This window comes from Streptomyces pseudogriseolus, from assembly GCA_002154585.1.
GTDB classification, from domain to species: domain Bacteria; phylum Actinomycetota; class Actinomycetes; order Streptomycetales; family Streptomycetaceae; genus Streptomyces; species Streptomyces pseudogriseolus.
Genome location: MUNG01000223.1, coordinates 1 through 15,262, shown reverse-complemented (window position 1 = coordinate 15,262; position 15,262 = coordinate 1). Strand labels below are relative to the sequence as shown.

The window sequence follows — 15,262 nt, the reverse complement described above, 5'->3', positions numbered from 1 at the left end:
AGGTCGGCCGGGCCGTGTCCGGGCAGCGCGACGGCGGCAGCGGACTCCTGCCGCTCGGCCGGGCTGATGGGCAGCAGCTTGCGCCGGTCGCGGGGGGTGTGGGAGGCGTGGATGCCGCCGTTCAGGATGGTCTGGAGGCGGTCGGAGATGTCGGCGTAGTCGTCGAAGCCGAGCACGCCGTCGGCCTCGGGCAGGGCCTCGGCGAGTTCCTTGCCGTACCGCTCGGCCATGCAGCCCACGGCGACGACGGCCTGCGTTCTCCCGTGTCCCTTGAGGTCGTTGGCCTCCAGGAGGGCGTCGACGGAGTCCTTCTTGGCGGCTTCGACGAAGCCACAGGTGTTGACGACGGCGACGTCCGCGTCCTCGGCGTCCTCCACGAGCTGCCAGCCGTCCGCCTCCAAACGGCCTGCGAGCTCCTCCGAGTCCACCTCGTTACGGGCGCAGCCAAGGGTGACCAGTGCGACGGTACGGCGTTCAGGCATGGGCTCAAGACTACTTCGTCCCGGCGACACCCCATGTCGACGGGGTTGGCCGGGCCCGGCCAACCCCGTGGTGGTCACGTCTTTCGAAGCCGGTCACCCGGCCTGGGGGTCGCCCTTGGTGTAGGTGAGGCGCTCCACGGCACCGGGCTTCCAGTCGTCCTCGATCTTCTTGCCGTTCACGAACAGGTCGAGGGCGCCCGCGTCGCCGAGGACCAGGTCGATCTTGTCGTTGTCCTGGAAGGTCTTGTCCTCGCCTTCCTTGAGCAGCTCGGCGAAGAGGACCTTGCCGTTGTGGTCCTTGGCGGAGATCCAGCTGGGTCCGTCGGCGGCGACGACCTTGACGGTCACCTTGTCCTGCGGGGCCGCGGCGATTGCGCTGTCCGACGGCTCCGGCGCGGGCACGACGGGCTCGGCGGTCCTGGTGCTGGGGCTGGGCTTGGGCGACGCGGTCGGCTCGGTGTCGCCGGCGACGTTCGCCTCGCCGTCGTCGCCGCCGTTGACCATGGTGAAGCCGACGAAGCCGATCACGACCACGATCGCGGCGACCATCGCGGCGGTCCAGTTGGGTCCGCGCCGCTCGGGGCGGATGCGCTCCGCCTCGAAGAGGGGCGCGGCCGGGGTGGGCGCGGGGCGGCCGCCGCCCTGCTGCGTCTCGTACTGGGCGAGCAGCGGGGCCGGGTCGAGCTTCACGGCCTTGGCCAGCGTGCGGATGTGCCCGCGCGCGTACACGTCGCCGCCGCAGGGTGCGAAGTCGTCCCGCTCGATGGCGTGGACGATGGCGATGCGGACACGGGTGGCGGTACTGACGTCGTCGACGGTGAGCCCGGCGGCGATGCGGGCCTGCTGCAGCGCACGGCCGACCGAGACGGAAGGGCGGTCTTCCTCGGAAACGTCTTCGAACGGACGCTCGTCTTCAGGGGAGTTGCCGATGGACACGGGGGCGCCTTTCGAGCGTGTAGCCGCCTGTGCTGGAGGTTCAGTCTAGGTGGGGTACGAAGGGGTGGGGCAACCGGGCGTTCGTACTTTGTACGCCATCGGAATGGCCCGACATTCCGATGGTCGTCCTGCTGTCTGACACTTCGTTCAACTTGACGTGTGCCGACGGGAAACGGTTGCTCGTTGATCGCTTACGGATGGGTCACGATCACCCGGCCGGACGTCCCGGCGCGACGACCGTGTACCCGCCGTCTACCCTTCAGACTCCCCGCGGATCAGCGCGAGCACGCCGTCCAGCTCATCAGGTTTCACGAGAACATCACGAGCCTTCGAACCTTCGCTCGGTCCGACGATGTTACGGGACTCCATGAGGTCCATCAGCCGGCCCGCCTTGGCGAAGCCGACGCGCAGTTTGCGCTGGAGCATCGACGTGGACCCGAACTGCGTGGAGACGACCAGTTCGGCCGCCTGGCACAGCAGGTCGAGGTCGTCGCCGATGTCCTCGTCGATCTCCTTCTTCTGCTTGGTGCCGACGACGACGTCGTCCCGGAAGACGGGCGCCATCTGGTCCTTGCAGTGCTGGACGACCGCCGCGACCTCCTCCTCGGTCACGAACGCGCCCTGCATACGGGTGGGCTTGTTCGCGCCCATCGGCAGGAACAGGCCGTCGCCCTTGCCGATCAGCTTCTCCGCGCCGGGCTGGTCGAGGATGACCCGCGAGTCGGCGAGCGAGGACGTGGCGAACGCCAGCCGGGACGGCACGTTCGCCTTGATCAGACCGGTGACGACGTCGACCGAGGGCCGCTGGGTGGCCAGCACCAGGTGGATGCCGGCGGCCCGCGCGAGCTGGGTGATGCGCACGATGGCGTCCTCGACGTCGCGCGGGGCGACCATCATCAGGTCGGCCAGCTCGTCCACGATCACCAGCAGGTACGGGTACGGCTGGAGCTCGCGCTCGCTGCCCTCGGGCGGCTTGACCTTGCCCTCGCGCACCGCGCGGTTGAAGTCGTCGATGTGCCGGTAGCCGTAGGCGGCGAGGTCGTCGTAGCGCAGGTCCATCTCGCGCACCACCCACTGGAGCGCCTCGGCGGCCCGCTTGGGGTTGGTGATGATCGGCGTGATCAGGTGCGGGATGCCCTCGTACGCGGTCAGCTCGACGCGCTTGGGGTCGACCAGGATCATCCGGACGTCCTCCGGGGTCGCCCGCATCATGACCGAGGTGATCAGGCAGTTGATGCAGGACGACTTGCCGGAGCCGGTGGCGCCGGCGACCAGCATGTGCGGCATCTTCGCCAGCGAGTCCATGACGTAGCCGCCCTCGACGTCCTTGCCGAAGGCGACCAGCATCGGGTCGTCGTCCTCGGCGGACTCCGCGAGCCGCAGCACGTCGCCGAGGTTCACCATCTCCCGGTCGGTGTTGGGGATCTCGATGCCGACCGCGGACTTGCCGGGGATCGGGCTGATGATCCGCACGTCCGGGCTGGCGACGGCGTACGCGATGTTCTTGGTGAGCGCGGTGACCCGCTCGACCTTCACGGCCGGGCCGAGTTCGACGACGTACCGGGTGACCGTCGGGCCGCGCGTGAAGCCGGTGACGTCGGCGTCCACCTTGAACTCGGTGAACACCTTCCGCAGCGCCTCCACTATGGCGTCGTTGGCGGCGCTGCGCGCCTTGCCCGGCCCGCCGCGGTGCAGCAGGTCGAGCGAGGGCAGGGAGTACGTGATGTCGCCGGAGAGCTGCAACTGCTCCGCGCGCGGCGGCAGGTCGCGGGGTTCGCGCGGCGGTGCCTTGGTCATGTCGAGCACGCCCGCGGGCGGCCGCTCCCGCTGCTCGGCGCCCTCGTCCCCGTTCGCGGCGGGCGCCTCCCGCCGGGTCTTCCCCTTCTTCGGCGCGTCCTGCTGCGGGCGGGCGGCGGGGACCGGCGTCGGGGTGGTGGGCTCGTAGTCGCCGGTGCTGACGCCCTGGGTGAGGTCGGCGACGACGGGCGAGGGCGGCATGCCGTGCAGCACGGCGCCGTCGAGCGCGGCGGCCGCGGCGGCGGCCACGTCCACGGCGTCCATCGGCCGGTTCGCGTCGGGCTGCGGCACGGCGGACCGGCGCGGGCGGCGCTGCCGCCGGGACAGCGCCTCTTCCTCCGCCTGCTCCGGGTCGAACTCCTGGGGTGCCGGGCGGCGCCCGCGGCGGCTCCGGGGCAGCGCCTCGCGCCACTGCTCCTCGTAGCGCACGTCGTCCTCGCCGAACTCGTCCGGCTCCGCCTCCTGCACCAGCCCCAGCCGCTCGCCGAGCCGGCGCAGCCGCTGCGGGATGGCGTTCACCGGGGTGGCCGTGACCACCAGCAGACCGAAGACGGTCAGCAGCGCCAGCAGGGGGACGGCCAGCACGTCGGTCATGGTGGACGACAGCGGCGCGGCCGCGCCCCAGCCGATGAGCCCGCCGGCGTCCCTTATGGCCTGCATGCCGTCACCGCGCGCGGGCGAGCCGCAGGCGATGTGGATCTGGCCCAGGACGCCGATGACGAGGGCGGACAGGCCGATCACGATCCGCCCGTTGGCCTCGGGCTTCTCCGGGTGCCGGATGAACCGCACGGCGACGACGGCGACGAGGATCGGCACCAGCAGGTCGAGGCGCCCGAACGCGCCGGTGACCAGGATTTCCACCAGGTCGCCGACGGGCCCTTCGAGGTCGGCCCAGGTGCCGGCGGCGACGATCAGCGCGATGCCGAGCAGCAGCAGCGCGAGCCCGTCCTTGCGGTGGGCCGGGTCGAGGTTCTTCGCGCCCTGCCCTATGCCGCGGAACACGGCGCCCACCGCGTGCGCCAGGCCCAGCCACAGGGCGCGGACGAGCCGGTAGACGGCGCCGGTCGGGTTCGGGGCCGGCGCGGGGGCGGGCTTCTTCGCCGGAGCCTTCCGGGCCGGGGCCTTCTTCGCCGGTGTTTTTTTGGCGGCGGCCTTCTTCGCCGGAGCCTTCGCGGAAGCGGCCGCCTTCTTCGCGGGCGGCTTCTTGGCTGCGGAGGGACGTGAGGCCATGGTGTGAGGTTACCGGGGGAGACGGCACGTGACACGCGTGGCGGATGCTTCACCCGTTCGTGTCGTGCGCTTCGCGGCGCGAAACTGACGCGTGTTGCCCGGGCGCCATGGAGTTGACGCCCCCTCAGAGCCCGAGCCGTCCGCGGGGGCGGGCAAGGTCCGCGCGGGCGGGGTCAGTTCTGCGAGGACACCGACGACGCGCTCCCGGTCCCGGGGTCCAGGGCGTCCAGCGCCCGCCGCAATCCCGTGAGCTTCCGCTCCAGATGGGCCGCCGTGGCGACCGCGGCCGCGTCGGTCGACTCGTCGTTCAGCTGCTTGGTGAGCGCCTCGGCCTGCTCCTCGACGGCTGCGAGCCGCGCCGACAGCTCGGCGAGCAGACCCGCGGACTCCTTGGACTCACCCGCGTCCTTCTCGCTGCCCTCGAGCTGGAGCCGCAGCAGCGACGCCTGCTCCCGCAGCTGGCAGTTCTTCATGTACAGCTCGACGAAGACCGAGACCTTCGCGCGCAGCACCCACGGGTCGAACGGTTTGGAGATGTAGTCCACCGCGCCCGCCGCATAGCCCCGGAAGGTGTGGTGCGGGCCGTGGTTGATCGCGGTGAGGAAGATGATCGGGATGTCCCGGGTCCGCTCCCGCCGCTTGATGTGGGCGGCGGTCTCGAAACCGTCCATGCCCGGCATCTGAACGTCCAGCAGAATGACCGCGAAGTCGTCCGTGAGCAGCGCCTTGAGCGCTTCCTCCCCGGACGATGCCCGCACCAGCGTCTGATCGAGCGCCGAGAGGATCGCCTCGAGCGCCAGCAGATTCTCCGGCCGGTCATCGACCAGGAGGATCTTGGCCTTCTGCACCATGGCCCGCCCTCCTCGCCCCGGCTTGGGGCCCTCCCTGTCCGCAGGACCTGGCACAGCACCGGTGGGTGCCGCACCAGAGGGCGACTCCCTTGCGCCGCCCGTCCTTGTGCCGGTCATCGTAGCCGCACCCCGCCTGTCGCCACACCCTGTCACCGTGATGTCACTGTGCACCTAGCGGAAACGCCGCGGGAGACCAGAAGGTTCCCCGTATACCGCACTTCTACACGACTTCGCGCACGACGCGTGGACGACTCCGCGTGTCCTTCGCAGCTTCCTGTCACCTTCGCACGGTCTGCGGCCGCCGGTCTCACTCCCCCCTCATCCACTGCTCCATCACGGTCAGCAGGTGGTCGGGGTCGACCGGCTTGGTCACGTAGTCGGAGGCGCCCGACTCGATGGCCTTCTCCCGGTCGCCCTTCATCGCCTTCGCGGTGAGCGCGATGATCGGCAGCCCCGCGAACTGCGGCATCCGCCGGATCGCCGTGGTCGTCGCGTACCCGTCCATCTCGGGCATCATGATGTCCATCAGCACGACCGCCACGTCGTCGTGCTGCTCCAGCACCTCGATGCCCTCGCGGCCGTTCTCCGCGTACAGCACGGACAGGCCGTGCTGCTCCAGGACGCTGGTCAGCGCGAAGACGTTGCGGATGTCGTCGTCGACGATGAGCACCTTCTGCCCGGCGAAGCGGATGCCCCGGCGCGGCGTGCGCGCCGCCTGCGGCTCCTGCTCCACCGCCGGCCACTCCTCCAGCTCCGCGGAGGGCCGCTGGTCCTGCTGGAGCGAGACCCGGCGCCTCCGCCGGAACAGCGCCGCCGGACCGTTACGCGCCTCACGGTACGAGGTCACCTCCGCCGGGGTCTCCGCCTCCGGCGCGGCCGGCTCGGCCGACGCCACCAGGTCCCCCGCCTCCAGCGCCGGCATGGGCGGCTGCTGGTAGCCGTTGGGCGGCAGCTCGCTCGGGTGCAGCGGCAGGTACAGGGTGAACGTCGAGCCTCGGCCCGGCTCGCTCTGCGCGTGGATCTCACCGCCGAGCAGCTGCGCGATCTCCCGCGAGATGGACAGTCCCAGGCCCGTGCCGCCGTACTTGCGGCTGGTCGTGCCGTCGGCCTGCTTGAACGCCTCGAAGATCACCCGCATCTTGCTGGCCGCGATGCCGATGCCGGTGTCGCTCACCGAGAACGCGATCAGGTCCGCGTCCGGGTCGGTCAGCGAACCGGCCTCCAGCAGCTGCTCCCGGATCGCCTGCGGGACGTCGTCCCGGGCGGGCCGGATGACCAGCTCGACCGAACCGGAATCGGTGAACTTCACCGCGTTGGACAGCAGGTTCCGCAGCACCTGGAGCAGCCGCTGCTCGTCGGTGTGCAGGGTGGCCGGCAGCTCCGGCGAGATCCGCACCGACAGGTCCAGGCCCTTCTCCGCCGTCAGCGGCCGGAACGTGGCCTCCACGTAGTCCACGAGCTGCACCAGCGCGATGCGCGTCGGGGAGACGTCCATCTTGCCCGCCTCGACCTTCGACAGGTCGAGGATGTCGTTGATGAGCTGCAACAGGTCCGACCCGGCGCCGTGGATCGTCTCGGCGAACTCCACCTGCTTCGGCGAGAGGTTCCCCTCCGCGTTGTCCGCCAGCAACTTGGCCAGAATAAGCAGCGAGTTGAGCGGCGTACGCAGCTCGTGCGACATGTTCGCCAGGAACTCGCTCTTGTAGCGCATCGACACCGCGAGCTGCTCGGCACGCTCCTCCAGGACCTGCCGCGCCTCCTCGATCTCGGTGTTCTTCACCTCGATGTCGCGGTTCTGACGGGCCAGCAGCTCCGCCTTCTCCTCCAGCTCGGCGTTGGACGCCTGGAGCGCCTTCTGCCGCTGCTCCAGCTCCGCCGACCGCTCCCGCAGCTGCTCGGTCAGCTCCTGCGACTGCGCCAGCAGCCGCTCGGTCTTGGTGTTGACCGAGATGGTGTTGACGCTCGTCGCGATCATCTCGGCGATCTGGTTGAGGAAGTCCTTCTGGATCGCCGTGAACGGCGTGAACGACGCCAGCTCGATGACGCCGAGCACCTTCCCCTCGAACACCACCGGCAGCACGATCACCTGGGCCGGCGGCGCCTCCCCGAGCCCCGAGGAGATCTTCAGATAGCCGCTGGGCGCCCTGTCCACCAGAATCGTGCGCTTCTCCATCGCGGCCGTCCCGATCAGCCCCTCACCGGGCTGGAACGACGTCGGCATGGACCCCATCGAGTAGCCGTACGACCCCAGCATCCGCAGCTCGAACTGCTCCTCGTCGCCCGCGTTCAGGTCCTCGCCGTCCATCAGCGGCATGGCGAGGAAGAACGCGCCGTGCTGCGCGGACACCACCGGCGTCAGCTCGCTCATGATCAGCGAGGCGACGTCCTCCAGGTCGCGCCGGCCCTGCATCAGCGCGGAGATGCGGGCCAGGTTGCCCTTCAGCCAGTCCTGCTCCTTGTTGGCGATCGTGGTGTCGCGCAGGTTGGCGATCATCTTGTTGATGTAGTCCTGAAGCTCCTGGATCTCCCCGGACGCGTCCACGTCGATCTTCAGGTTCAGGTCGCCGCGGGTCACCGCGGTCGCCACGCGCGCGATGGCACGCACCTGCCGGGTGAGGTTCCCGGCCATCTCGTTCACCGACTCCGTCAGGTCCCGCCAGGTGCCGTCCACGTCCCGCACCCGCGCCTGACCGCCCAGCTGGCCCTCGGTGCCCACCTCACGGGCCACACGCGTGACCTCCTCGGCGAACGACGACAGCTGGTCGACCATCGTGTTGATGGTGGTCTTCAGCTCGAGGATCTCCCCGCGCGCGTCGATGTCGATCTTCTTCGTCAGGTCACCCTTGGCGATGGCCGTGGTCACCATGGCGATGTTGCGCACCTGACCGGTCAGGTTCGACGCCATGCCGTTCACCGACTCGGTGAGGTCCTTCCACGTGCCCGCCACACCCGGCACGTGCGCCTGCCCGCCCAGGATGCCGTCCGTGCCCACCTCACGGGCCACCTTGGTGACCTGCTCGGCGAACGCGCTCAGCGTCTTCACCATCGTGTTGATGGTGTCCGCGAGCTGCGCCACCTCGCCGCGCGCCTCGATGCTGACCTGCCGCGTCAGGTCGCCGTTGGCGACCGCGGCGGACACCTGCGAGATGTTCCGCACCTGGGTAGTGAGGTTCTTCGCCATCAGGTTGACGTTGTCGCTCAGGTCCTTCCAGATGCCCGTGACACCCGGCACATGCGCCTGGCCGCCCAGAATGCCCTCGGTGCCCACCTCACGGGCCACCCGGGTCACCTGCTCCGCGAACGACGACAGCTGGTCCACCATCGTGTTGACGGTGGTCACCAGCTCCAGAATCTCGCCCTTGGCGTCCACGGTGATCTTCTTCGACAGGTCGCCCTTGGCGACCGCCGTGGTGACCTCGGCGATGTTGCGCACCTGAAGGGTCAGGTTGTTCGCCATGCCGTTCACGGACTGCGTGAGGTCCTTCCAGGTGCCGGAGACCCCCTGCACCTCCGCCTGGCCGCCCAGGATGCCCTCGGTGCCCACCTCACGGGCCACCCGGGTGACCTCCTCCGCGAACGACGACAGCTGGTCCACCATCGTGTTCAGGGTGTTCTTCAGCTCGAGGATCTCCCCGCGCGCGTCGACGGTGATCTTCTGCGACAGGTCGCCGCGCGCCACCGCCGTCGCCACCTGCGCGATGTTGCGCACCTGGCCGGTCAGGTTGGACGCCATGCCGTTCACGGAGTCCGTCAGGTCCCGCCACACGCCGGCCACGCCGGGCACCTGCGCCTGACCGCCCAGCCGGCCCTCCGTACCCACCTCACGGGCCACCCGGGTCACCTGGTCGGCGAACGACGACAGCTGGTCCACCATCGTGTTGATGGTGTTCTTCAGCTCCAGGATCTCCCCGCGCGCGTCCACGTCGATCTTCTGCGACAGGTCACCGCGCGCCACCGCCGTGGTCACCTGGGCGATGTTCCGCACCTGAGAGGTCAGGTTCCCGGCCATCGAGTTGACGGAGTCGGTGAGCTCCTTCCAGGTGCCGGACACCCCGGGCACCTGCGCCTGACCGCCCAGCCGGCCCTCCGTACCCACGTCCCGGGCCATCCGCGTCACCTGGTCGGCGAAGCTCGACAGCTGGTCCACCATCGTGTTCACGGTGTTCTTCAGCTGGAGCATCTCGCCGGACACGTCCACGGTGACCTTCTGCGACAGATCGCCGTTGGCCACCGCCGTCGTCACCTGAGCGATGTTCCTCACCTGTCCGGTGAGGTTGCGGAACGCGGTGTTGACGGAGTCCGTCAGGTCCTTCCACGTGCCCGCCGCCCCCGGCACCTGCGCCTGACCGCCCAGCTCGCCCTCGACGCCGATCTCCCGCGCCACCCGCGTCACCTCGGCGCCGAACGCGGACAGCTGGTCGACCATCGTGTTGACGGTGTTCTTCAGCTCCAGCATCTCGCCGGCCACGTCCACGGTGACCTTCTGCGACAGGTCACCGTTGGCCACCGCCGTCGTCACCGCCGCGATGTCCCGCACCTGAGTGGTCAGGTTGCGGAACACCGTGTTGACGGAGTCCGTCAGGTCCTTCCATGTGCCTGCCGCACCCGGCACGTTCGCCTGACCGCCCAGCCGCCCCTCGGCGCCGACCTCGTTCGCGACCCGCGTGACCTCGTCCGCGAAGATCCGCAGCGTCTCGGTCATCTGGTTGATCGTCTCGGCGAGCTGCGCCACCTCGCCGCGCGCCGGGACCGTCACCTTCCGCGACAGGTCACCGTTGGCGACCGCCGTCGTCACCTCGGCGATCCCGCGCACCTGCGCGGTGAGATTCCCGGCCATGGTGTTGACGGAGTCGGTGAGCTCCTTCCACACACCGTCCACACCCGGCACCTGCGCCTGCCCGCCCAGCGCGCCCTCGGTGCCCACCTCGCGCGCGACACGAGTCACCTCGGAGGAGAACGCGGAGAGCTGGTCCACCATCGTGTTGACGGTGTTCTTCAGCTCCAGCATCTCCCCCTCGACGTGCACGGTGACCTTGCGGGACAGGTCACCGCGCGCCACGGCCGTCGTCACCAGCGCGATGTCGCGCACCTGCGCCGTCAGCCGCTCCGCCATCGTGTTCACGGAGTCCGTCAGGTCCTTCCAGGACCCGGACATGCCCCGCACCTGCGCCTGACCGCCCAGCTTGCCCTCGGTGCCCACCTCGCTGGCCACGCGGGTGACCTCGTCGGTGAACGTCGACAGCTGGTCGACCAGGTTGTTCACGGTCCGCGCGACCTTCAGGAACTCGCCCCGCAGCGGATGCCCGGCCCCGTCCGGCGCCTGCGTCCGCAGCTCCATCCGCGGCGACAGATCACCCTCCGCCACCGCCGACAGCACCCGGCTCACCTCGGAGACCGGCCGTACCAGGTCGTCCACCAGGGCGTTGGAGTGGTCGATCGCGGCCGCCCAGGAGCCCTCCGAGGGCCCCGTCTCCAGCCGCTCCGTGAGCTTTCCCTCACGCCCCACCATGCGGCGCACCCGCGCCAGCTCGCCCGTGAGGTGCAGGTTCCGGTCGGCGACCTCGTTGAAGACCGCGGCGATCTCCGCCATCACGCCGTCGCCGGTCACCGTGAGGCGTTTGCGGAAGTTCCCGTCCCGCATCGACACCAGGGCGCCCAGCAGCCGGTTCAGGGCCGCCGCCTCCACCGTCACGGTGCCGCCCCGGGCCTTCCCCGCCGTGCTCAGGGACTGTCCGCCTTTCGCGCGCGTCGTCTTCGTGCTCCGCGTCGCTGCGCCAGACTCCACTGTGTCCCTCCCGCAGGGGTCGACCGTTACCGCTGTACCCGGTCACACCGTCCAGGGTGCTCCCGTTGCTCCTGATGCTTTTCCTGTTGGCCCGAGATGCCCTGCCCGACGTCCGAGGCGCCGCCAGGGGGCTGCTGCCCACCCGGCCCCGGCGCCACACTGCCTGCCCGGACCTTCCCTACAAGCCTGCCCAGTGTTTCACCCCCGCGGAACCAGGCCATAACAGTTCGGCAGCTTCGCACATCGTCCGCACACCCGCCGGACGGCGAACACCTCGGACGGAAACACTGCAGACCGGCATCCGCCCGGACCGCGAAGGTAAGTAACCTTGCATGCGGCTGTCCAGCCACGCCGGCGCGTCCGGCCTGGGCGGTGGCACGAGAACGAGCGGGCATCGGAGGGGCGGCCGCACAACATGACCACGGGACTGATTCCGGGGGAGCAGCCCCCGGACCCACGGCCGACGGACGGCCTGCCGCACCAGCGGCACGATCCGGCCGGCCAGGGAGCCATGCCCGTCGAGAACCGGTCGAGGAGTTCTGTGATCACCGCGCGCGCGGCCGCCAGCTTCGAGCCCGTCGGACGATCCGTCGCGAGCGCCCGCTCCTTCGTCCGCGACACCCTCCAGGGCTGGGGCTTCGGCGACATCGTCGACGACGCCGTGGTGCTGACGAGCGAACTCGTGACCAACGCCGTCGTGCACGCGGGCACGTCCGCCGAGCTGCTCTGCCTGCGCAGCGAGGACGGCGTCCGGATCGAGGTGGCCGACCGGTATCCCGAGCGTGAGATTCCCCTCCAGGGTTCCCCGGTCGACATGGGCAGCGCCGACCGCGAGGGCGGACGCGGCCTCCAGCTCTGCGCCGCCCTGGCCGGCCACTGGGGCGTCGACTACACGCCCACCCACAAGACCGTCTGGTTCCAGCTCGACCTCCCCGAGCGCCCGGTCGGCACCCGCACCGCGGGCCCCGCCCTCCCCGCCCACCTGCTGCCGCTGGCCGACACCCGGGTCCGCGTCGCCGTCGTCCAGATCGACCGCTCCGGGTCCATCACCGCGTGGAACGAGGACGCGGAGGAGCTGTTCGGCTACACCGCCGAGCAGGTCACCGGCAAACCCCTCACCGATCTCGCCGCCTGGCCGCACACCCCCGGCACGGGCACCGGCATCGCGGACGCCCTCCAGCTCTCCCGCTGGGAGGGCTCCTACGGCATCCGGGGCGCCCACGGCCGCGTCATCCCGGTGTACGCCTCCCACCTGCGCGTCCGCGACACCGACGGCGAACCGTCAACCGTGTGTCTCCTGGTACGCGACCACGAACGGGCGGTTCTGCAGACCCCGCTCCGGGGCCCCGCGCCCGACTCCTCCGGCGGCTCCGACGGCCAGAGCGCCGACCCGTTCGAGGTCTTCATCGGCTCCCCCGCCCCCGACGACCTCGACGGCCTGCTCCAGCGCACCGTGGAGCGCGCCCGCGACATGCTCGACGGCGACTCCGCCTTCCTGCTGCTCGCCACCGACGACGAGACCGAACTGGAGGTCCGCGCCTCCACCGGCCTGCCCTCGGCCCGCCAGCGCTTCGCACGCGTCCCCGTGGAGGGCGGTCCCGGCCGTTACGGCTCGGCCCGCATGCCGGCCGTCCACGAGGACCTCACGGCCGTCCCGGGCGCGGTCCCGCTCCTCAACGGCACCGGCATGCGCTCGGTCGTCACCGTGCCGCTGAAGGTCGAGGGCCGCCTCACCGGCTCCCTCGGCGTCGCCGCCGAGGCGCCCGGCCGCTACTCCAACGAGGAGGCACTGCGCCTGCAGTTCGCCGCGGACCGCATCGCCCTGGCCGTCGAGTCCGCCCGCCTGGGCGAGCTGGAGCGGCTGCGGCGCGGCTCCCTCAGCTTCCTCGTCGAGGCCTCCGACCTGCTGGCCGGCACACTCGACCGGGACCAGACCCTGGCCCTGATGGCCCAGATGACCGTCCCGACGCTCGCCACCTGGTGCGCGGTCTACACGATCGCCGACCAGTCCTCCGAGCCGGACCTGTCCTACGTGCTGCACGAGGACGAGGAGCTCATCGACGGCATCAAGTCCCTGCTGTCCAAGATGCCCCCGCCGGACCCGGTACCCACCCCCGGCGCCCGCGTCTGGTCGGCGCCCGCGGAGGTCGCCCACCAGGCGGCCCTGCGCACCTCCATGCGCAGCCTCGGCCTGAGCGGCGGCCCCACCCGGCACGTCACCACCGGCATCGGCCCGACCCTCGCCACGGCCTCCGCGGTCGGCGGCGAGACGGTGGTCCTGCCCCTGGTCGCCCGCAACCGCGTCATCGGCATGCTGACGCTGGGCAAGCCCACCGACGAGCACTTCCGCCAGGAGATCCTGGAACTGGCCGAGGACCTGTCCCGCCGGGCCGCCCTGGCCCTGGACAACGCCCGCCTCTACTCGGAGCGCACGGCCATCAGCCAGTCGCTCCAGCGCAGCCTCCTGCCACCTGAGCTGCCGCAGATCGACGGCGTCGAGGTCGAGGTCATCTACCGCGCGGCCGGCGAGGGCAACGAGGTCGGCGGCGACTTCTACGACCTCTTCCCGATCAGCGACGGCGCCTACGGCTTCGCCATCGGCGACGTCTGCGGCACGGGCCCCAACGCGGCGGCCGTCACCGGCCTCGCCCGGCACGCGCTGCGCCTGCTGGCCCGCGAGGGACTCAGCGGCCCGTCGGTCCTGGAGCGCCTGAACTCCGCGATCCTCGACGAGGGCGAACGAAGCCGCTTCCTCACCCTCCTGTACGGCGAGATGCGCCCGCAGGAGGACGGCAGCGCGGAGCTGAAGGTGGTCTGCGCCGGCCATCCCCTGCCGCTGCGCCTCCGCCAGGACGGCACGGTCGTACCGGCCGCCGAACCGCAGCCCCTGCTGGGCGTCCTGGAGGACCTGGAGCTGCACGAGGAGACGGTGACCCTCGACCCGGGCGACGTCCTGCTCTGCGTCACGGACGGCGTCACCGAGCGCCGCGAGGGCAGCCGCATGCTGGGCGACGACGGTCTCGCCGAGGTGCTGACGACGTGCACGGGGCTGACGGCCGGCGCGGTCGCGGCCCGCATCATGCGGGCGGTGGAACGCTTCGCCTCGGACGCGCCGTCCGACGACATGGCGATTCTCGCGATGCGCGTGCCGGGCCTCCAGCAGGACTGATGCTCCGCCGCCCCGGGCGGCATGGCATCAGGGAACGAAAAAGGCCCCGCCCAATAGGGCGGGGCCTTTCAGTCGAGCCCCCAAACGGAATCGAACCGTTGACCTTCTCCTTACCATGGAGACGCTCTGCCGACTGAGCTATAGGGGCCTGTTGTCGCTTCGGTTTCCCGCGCGGCAACGGAATAGATCATACCCCGAACACAGCCGTGCTCCCAACCACGCTCAGGCGGCCGGCGCGAGCAGTCCTCCCAGCGCATTGCACACGGACGCTATGCGGTGCATCTCCCGCTTCGTCAGAGACGCGTCGACGGGCAGCGCGAGCGTCTCGTCGGCGGCCCGCTCGGTCTCCGGCAGCGACACGCACCGCCGGAACTCGGGGAGCCGGTGAACGGGCGTCGGCACGGGTATCCGGCATTCGACTCCCTTGGCCCGTACGGCCCGTGCGAAGGCGTCCCGGTCGGGCCGCCCGTTCCCCGGCACCCGCACGACGTACTGCTGATAGTCGTGACCGGCGCCTCCCTCCGGCGTCCGCACGCCACGCAGCCGCGCGTCGAGGTACGCGGCCCGCTCCCGCCTGCGCGCCGCATCGTCGCGGGAGACGTCCGACTCGGCGTGCTCCAGCACGAGAAGGCCGCGCCGCTGTCCGAGCGCGTGCAACTGCCCCATGTCGGCGGGCCGTCCGAAGCGATGGACGACAACGACCGCCGCGGTACGGGGAGTCAGCATCGCGTCGACCGCGGAGGGGTCGAGGCAGTACGTCGCCGGGTCTATGTCGGCGAACACCGGCAACGCGCCCGCGAGTGTCACGGCCCGCGCGACCTCCACGTTGCCGAAGGCCGGTACGACGACCTCGTCACCGGCTCCGACGCCGGCCGCCCTGAGCAGTGCTGCAGTTCCCATGCTGTGGATGCTGGGCAGGCAACGTGAACGTCAAGTGACCGGCAACAAAAAAGGGTTGGTCCCTGAACCGAAGTTCAGGGACCAACCCTTGTAAGAATTGTTCGGCGGCGTC

The 15,262-nt window shown here is 70.6% G+C and carries 6 protein-coding genes, 1 tRNA gene and 1 pseudogene; 1 reads left to right on the top strand and 7 read right to left on the bottom strand.

Annotated elements, in window-relative coordinates; genetic code table 11:
- The 5 genes and pseudogenes from CCN29_RS20550 to CCN29_RS20530 form a co-directional block, all read right to left on the bottom strand.
- A pseudogene (locus tag CCN29_RS20550) lies at nt 1-482 on the bottom strand (30S ribosomal protein S12 methylthiotransferase RimO); the annotation flags it as partial.
- Nucleotides 483-575: 93 nt separating this feature from the next.
- Nucleotides 576-1,418, bottom strand: a complete 843-nt coding sequence (locus tag CCN29_RS20545) for a helix-turn-helix domain-containing protein (protein ID WP_031022830.1) — start codon at nt 1,416-1,418, stop codon at nt 576-578.
- A gap of 252 nt (nt 1,419-1,670) precedes the next feature.
- Entirely contained in the window at nt 1,671-4,445 is a 2,775-nt protein-coding gene (locus CCN29_RS20540; protein WP_107481719.1) for a DNA translocase FtsK, read from the bottom strand.
- A gap of 173 nt (nt 4,446-4,618) precedes the next feature.
- Nucleotides 4,619-5,296: a response regulator gene (locus CCN29_RS20535; RefSeq protein WP_006130052.1), complete on the bottom strand. Its 678-nt coding sequence runs from the start codon at nt 5,294-5,296 to the stop codon at nt 4,619-4,621.
- A gap of 307 nt (nt 5,297-5,603) precedes the next feature.
- Nucleotides 5,604-11,081 (bottom strand): HAMP domain-containing protein, encoded by a 5,478-nt coding sequence (locus CCN29_RS20530; RefSeq protein WP_078592182.1) that lies wholly within the window; start codon nt 11,079-11,081, stop codon nt 5,604-5,606.
- A 415-nt stretch (nt 11,082-11,496) separates the two neighbouring features.
- Here CCN29_RS20530 and CCN29_RS20520 point away from each other — a divergent pair, with 415 nt between their 5' ends.
- Entirely contained in the window at nt 11,497-14,250 is a 2,754-nt protein-coding gene (locus tag CCN29_RS20520) for a SpoIIE family protein phosphatase (RefSeq protein WP_078592183.1), read from the top strand.
- A 75-nt stretch (nt 14,251-14,325) separates the two neighbouring features.
- On the opposite strand, the gene CCN29_RS20515 is transcribed toward CCN29_RS20520, so the two are convergent.
- Together CCN29_RS20515 and CCN29_RS20510 are read right to left on the bottom strand one after the other, a co-directional pair.
- Nucleotides 14,326-14,398 (bottom strand) — tRNA-Thr (locus CCN29_RS20515).
- A 74-nt stretch (nt 14,399-14,472) separates the two neighbouring features.
- Nucleotides 14,473-15,135, bottom strand: coding sequence for a DegT/DnrJ/EryC1/StrS family aminotransferase (locus CCN29_RS20510; protein ID WP_442538427.1), 663 nt, complete (start codon nt 15,133-15,135; stop codon nt 14,473-14,475).
- Nucleotides 15,136-15,262 lie beyond the last annotated feature (127 nt).

Bases quoted from the DNA above. Each gene is read 5' to 3' on its own strand.
- CCN29_RS20540 (WP_107481719.1), bottom strand. From the start codon at position 4,445: ATGGCCTCACGTCCCTCCGCAGCCAAGAAGCCGCCCGCGAAGAAGGCG.
- CCN29_RS20535 (WP_006130052.1), bottom strand. From the start codon at position 5,296: ATGGTGCAGAAGGCCAAGATCCTCCTGGTCGATGACCGGCCGGAGAAT.
- CCN29_RS20520 (WP_078592183.1), top strand. From the start codon at position 11,497: ATGACCACGGGACTGATTCCGGGGGAGCAGCCCCCGGACCCACGGCCG.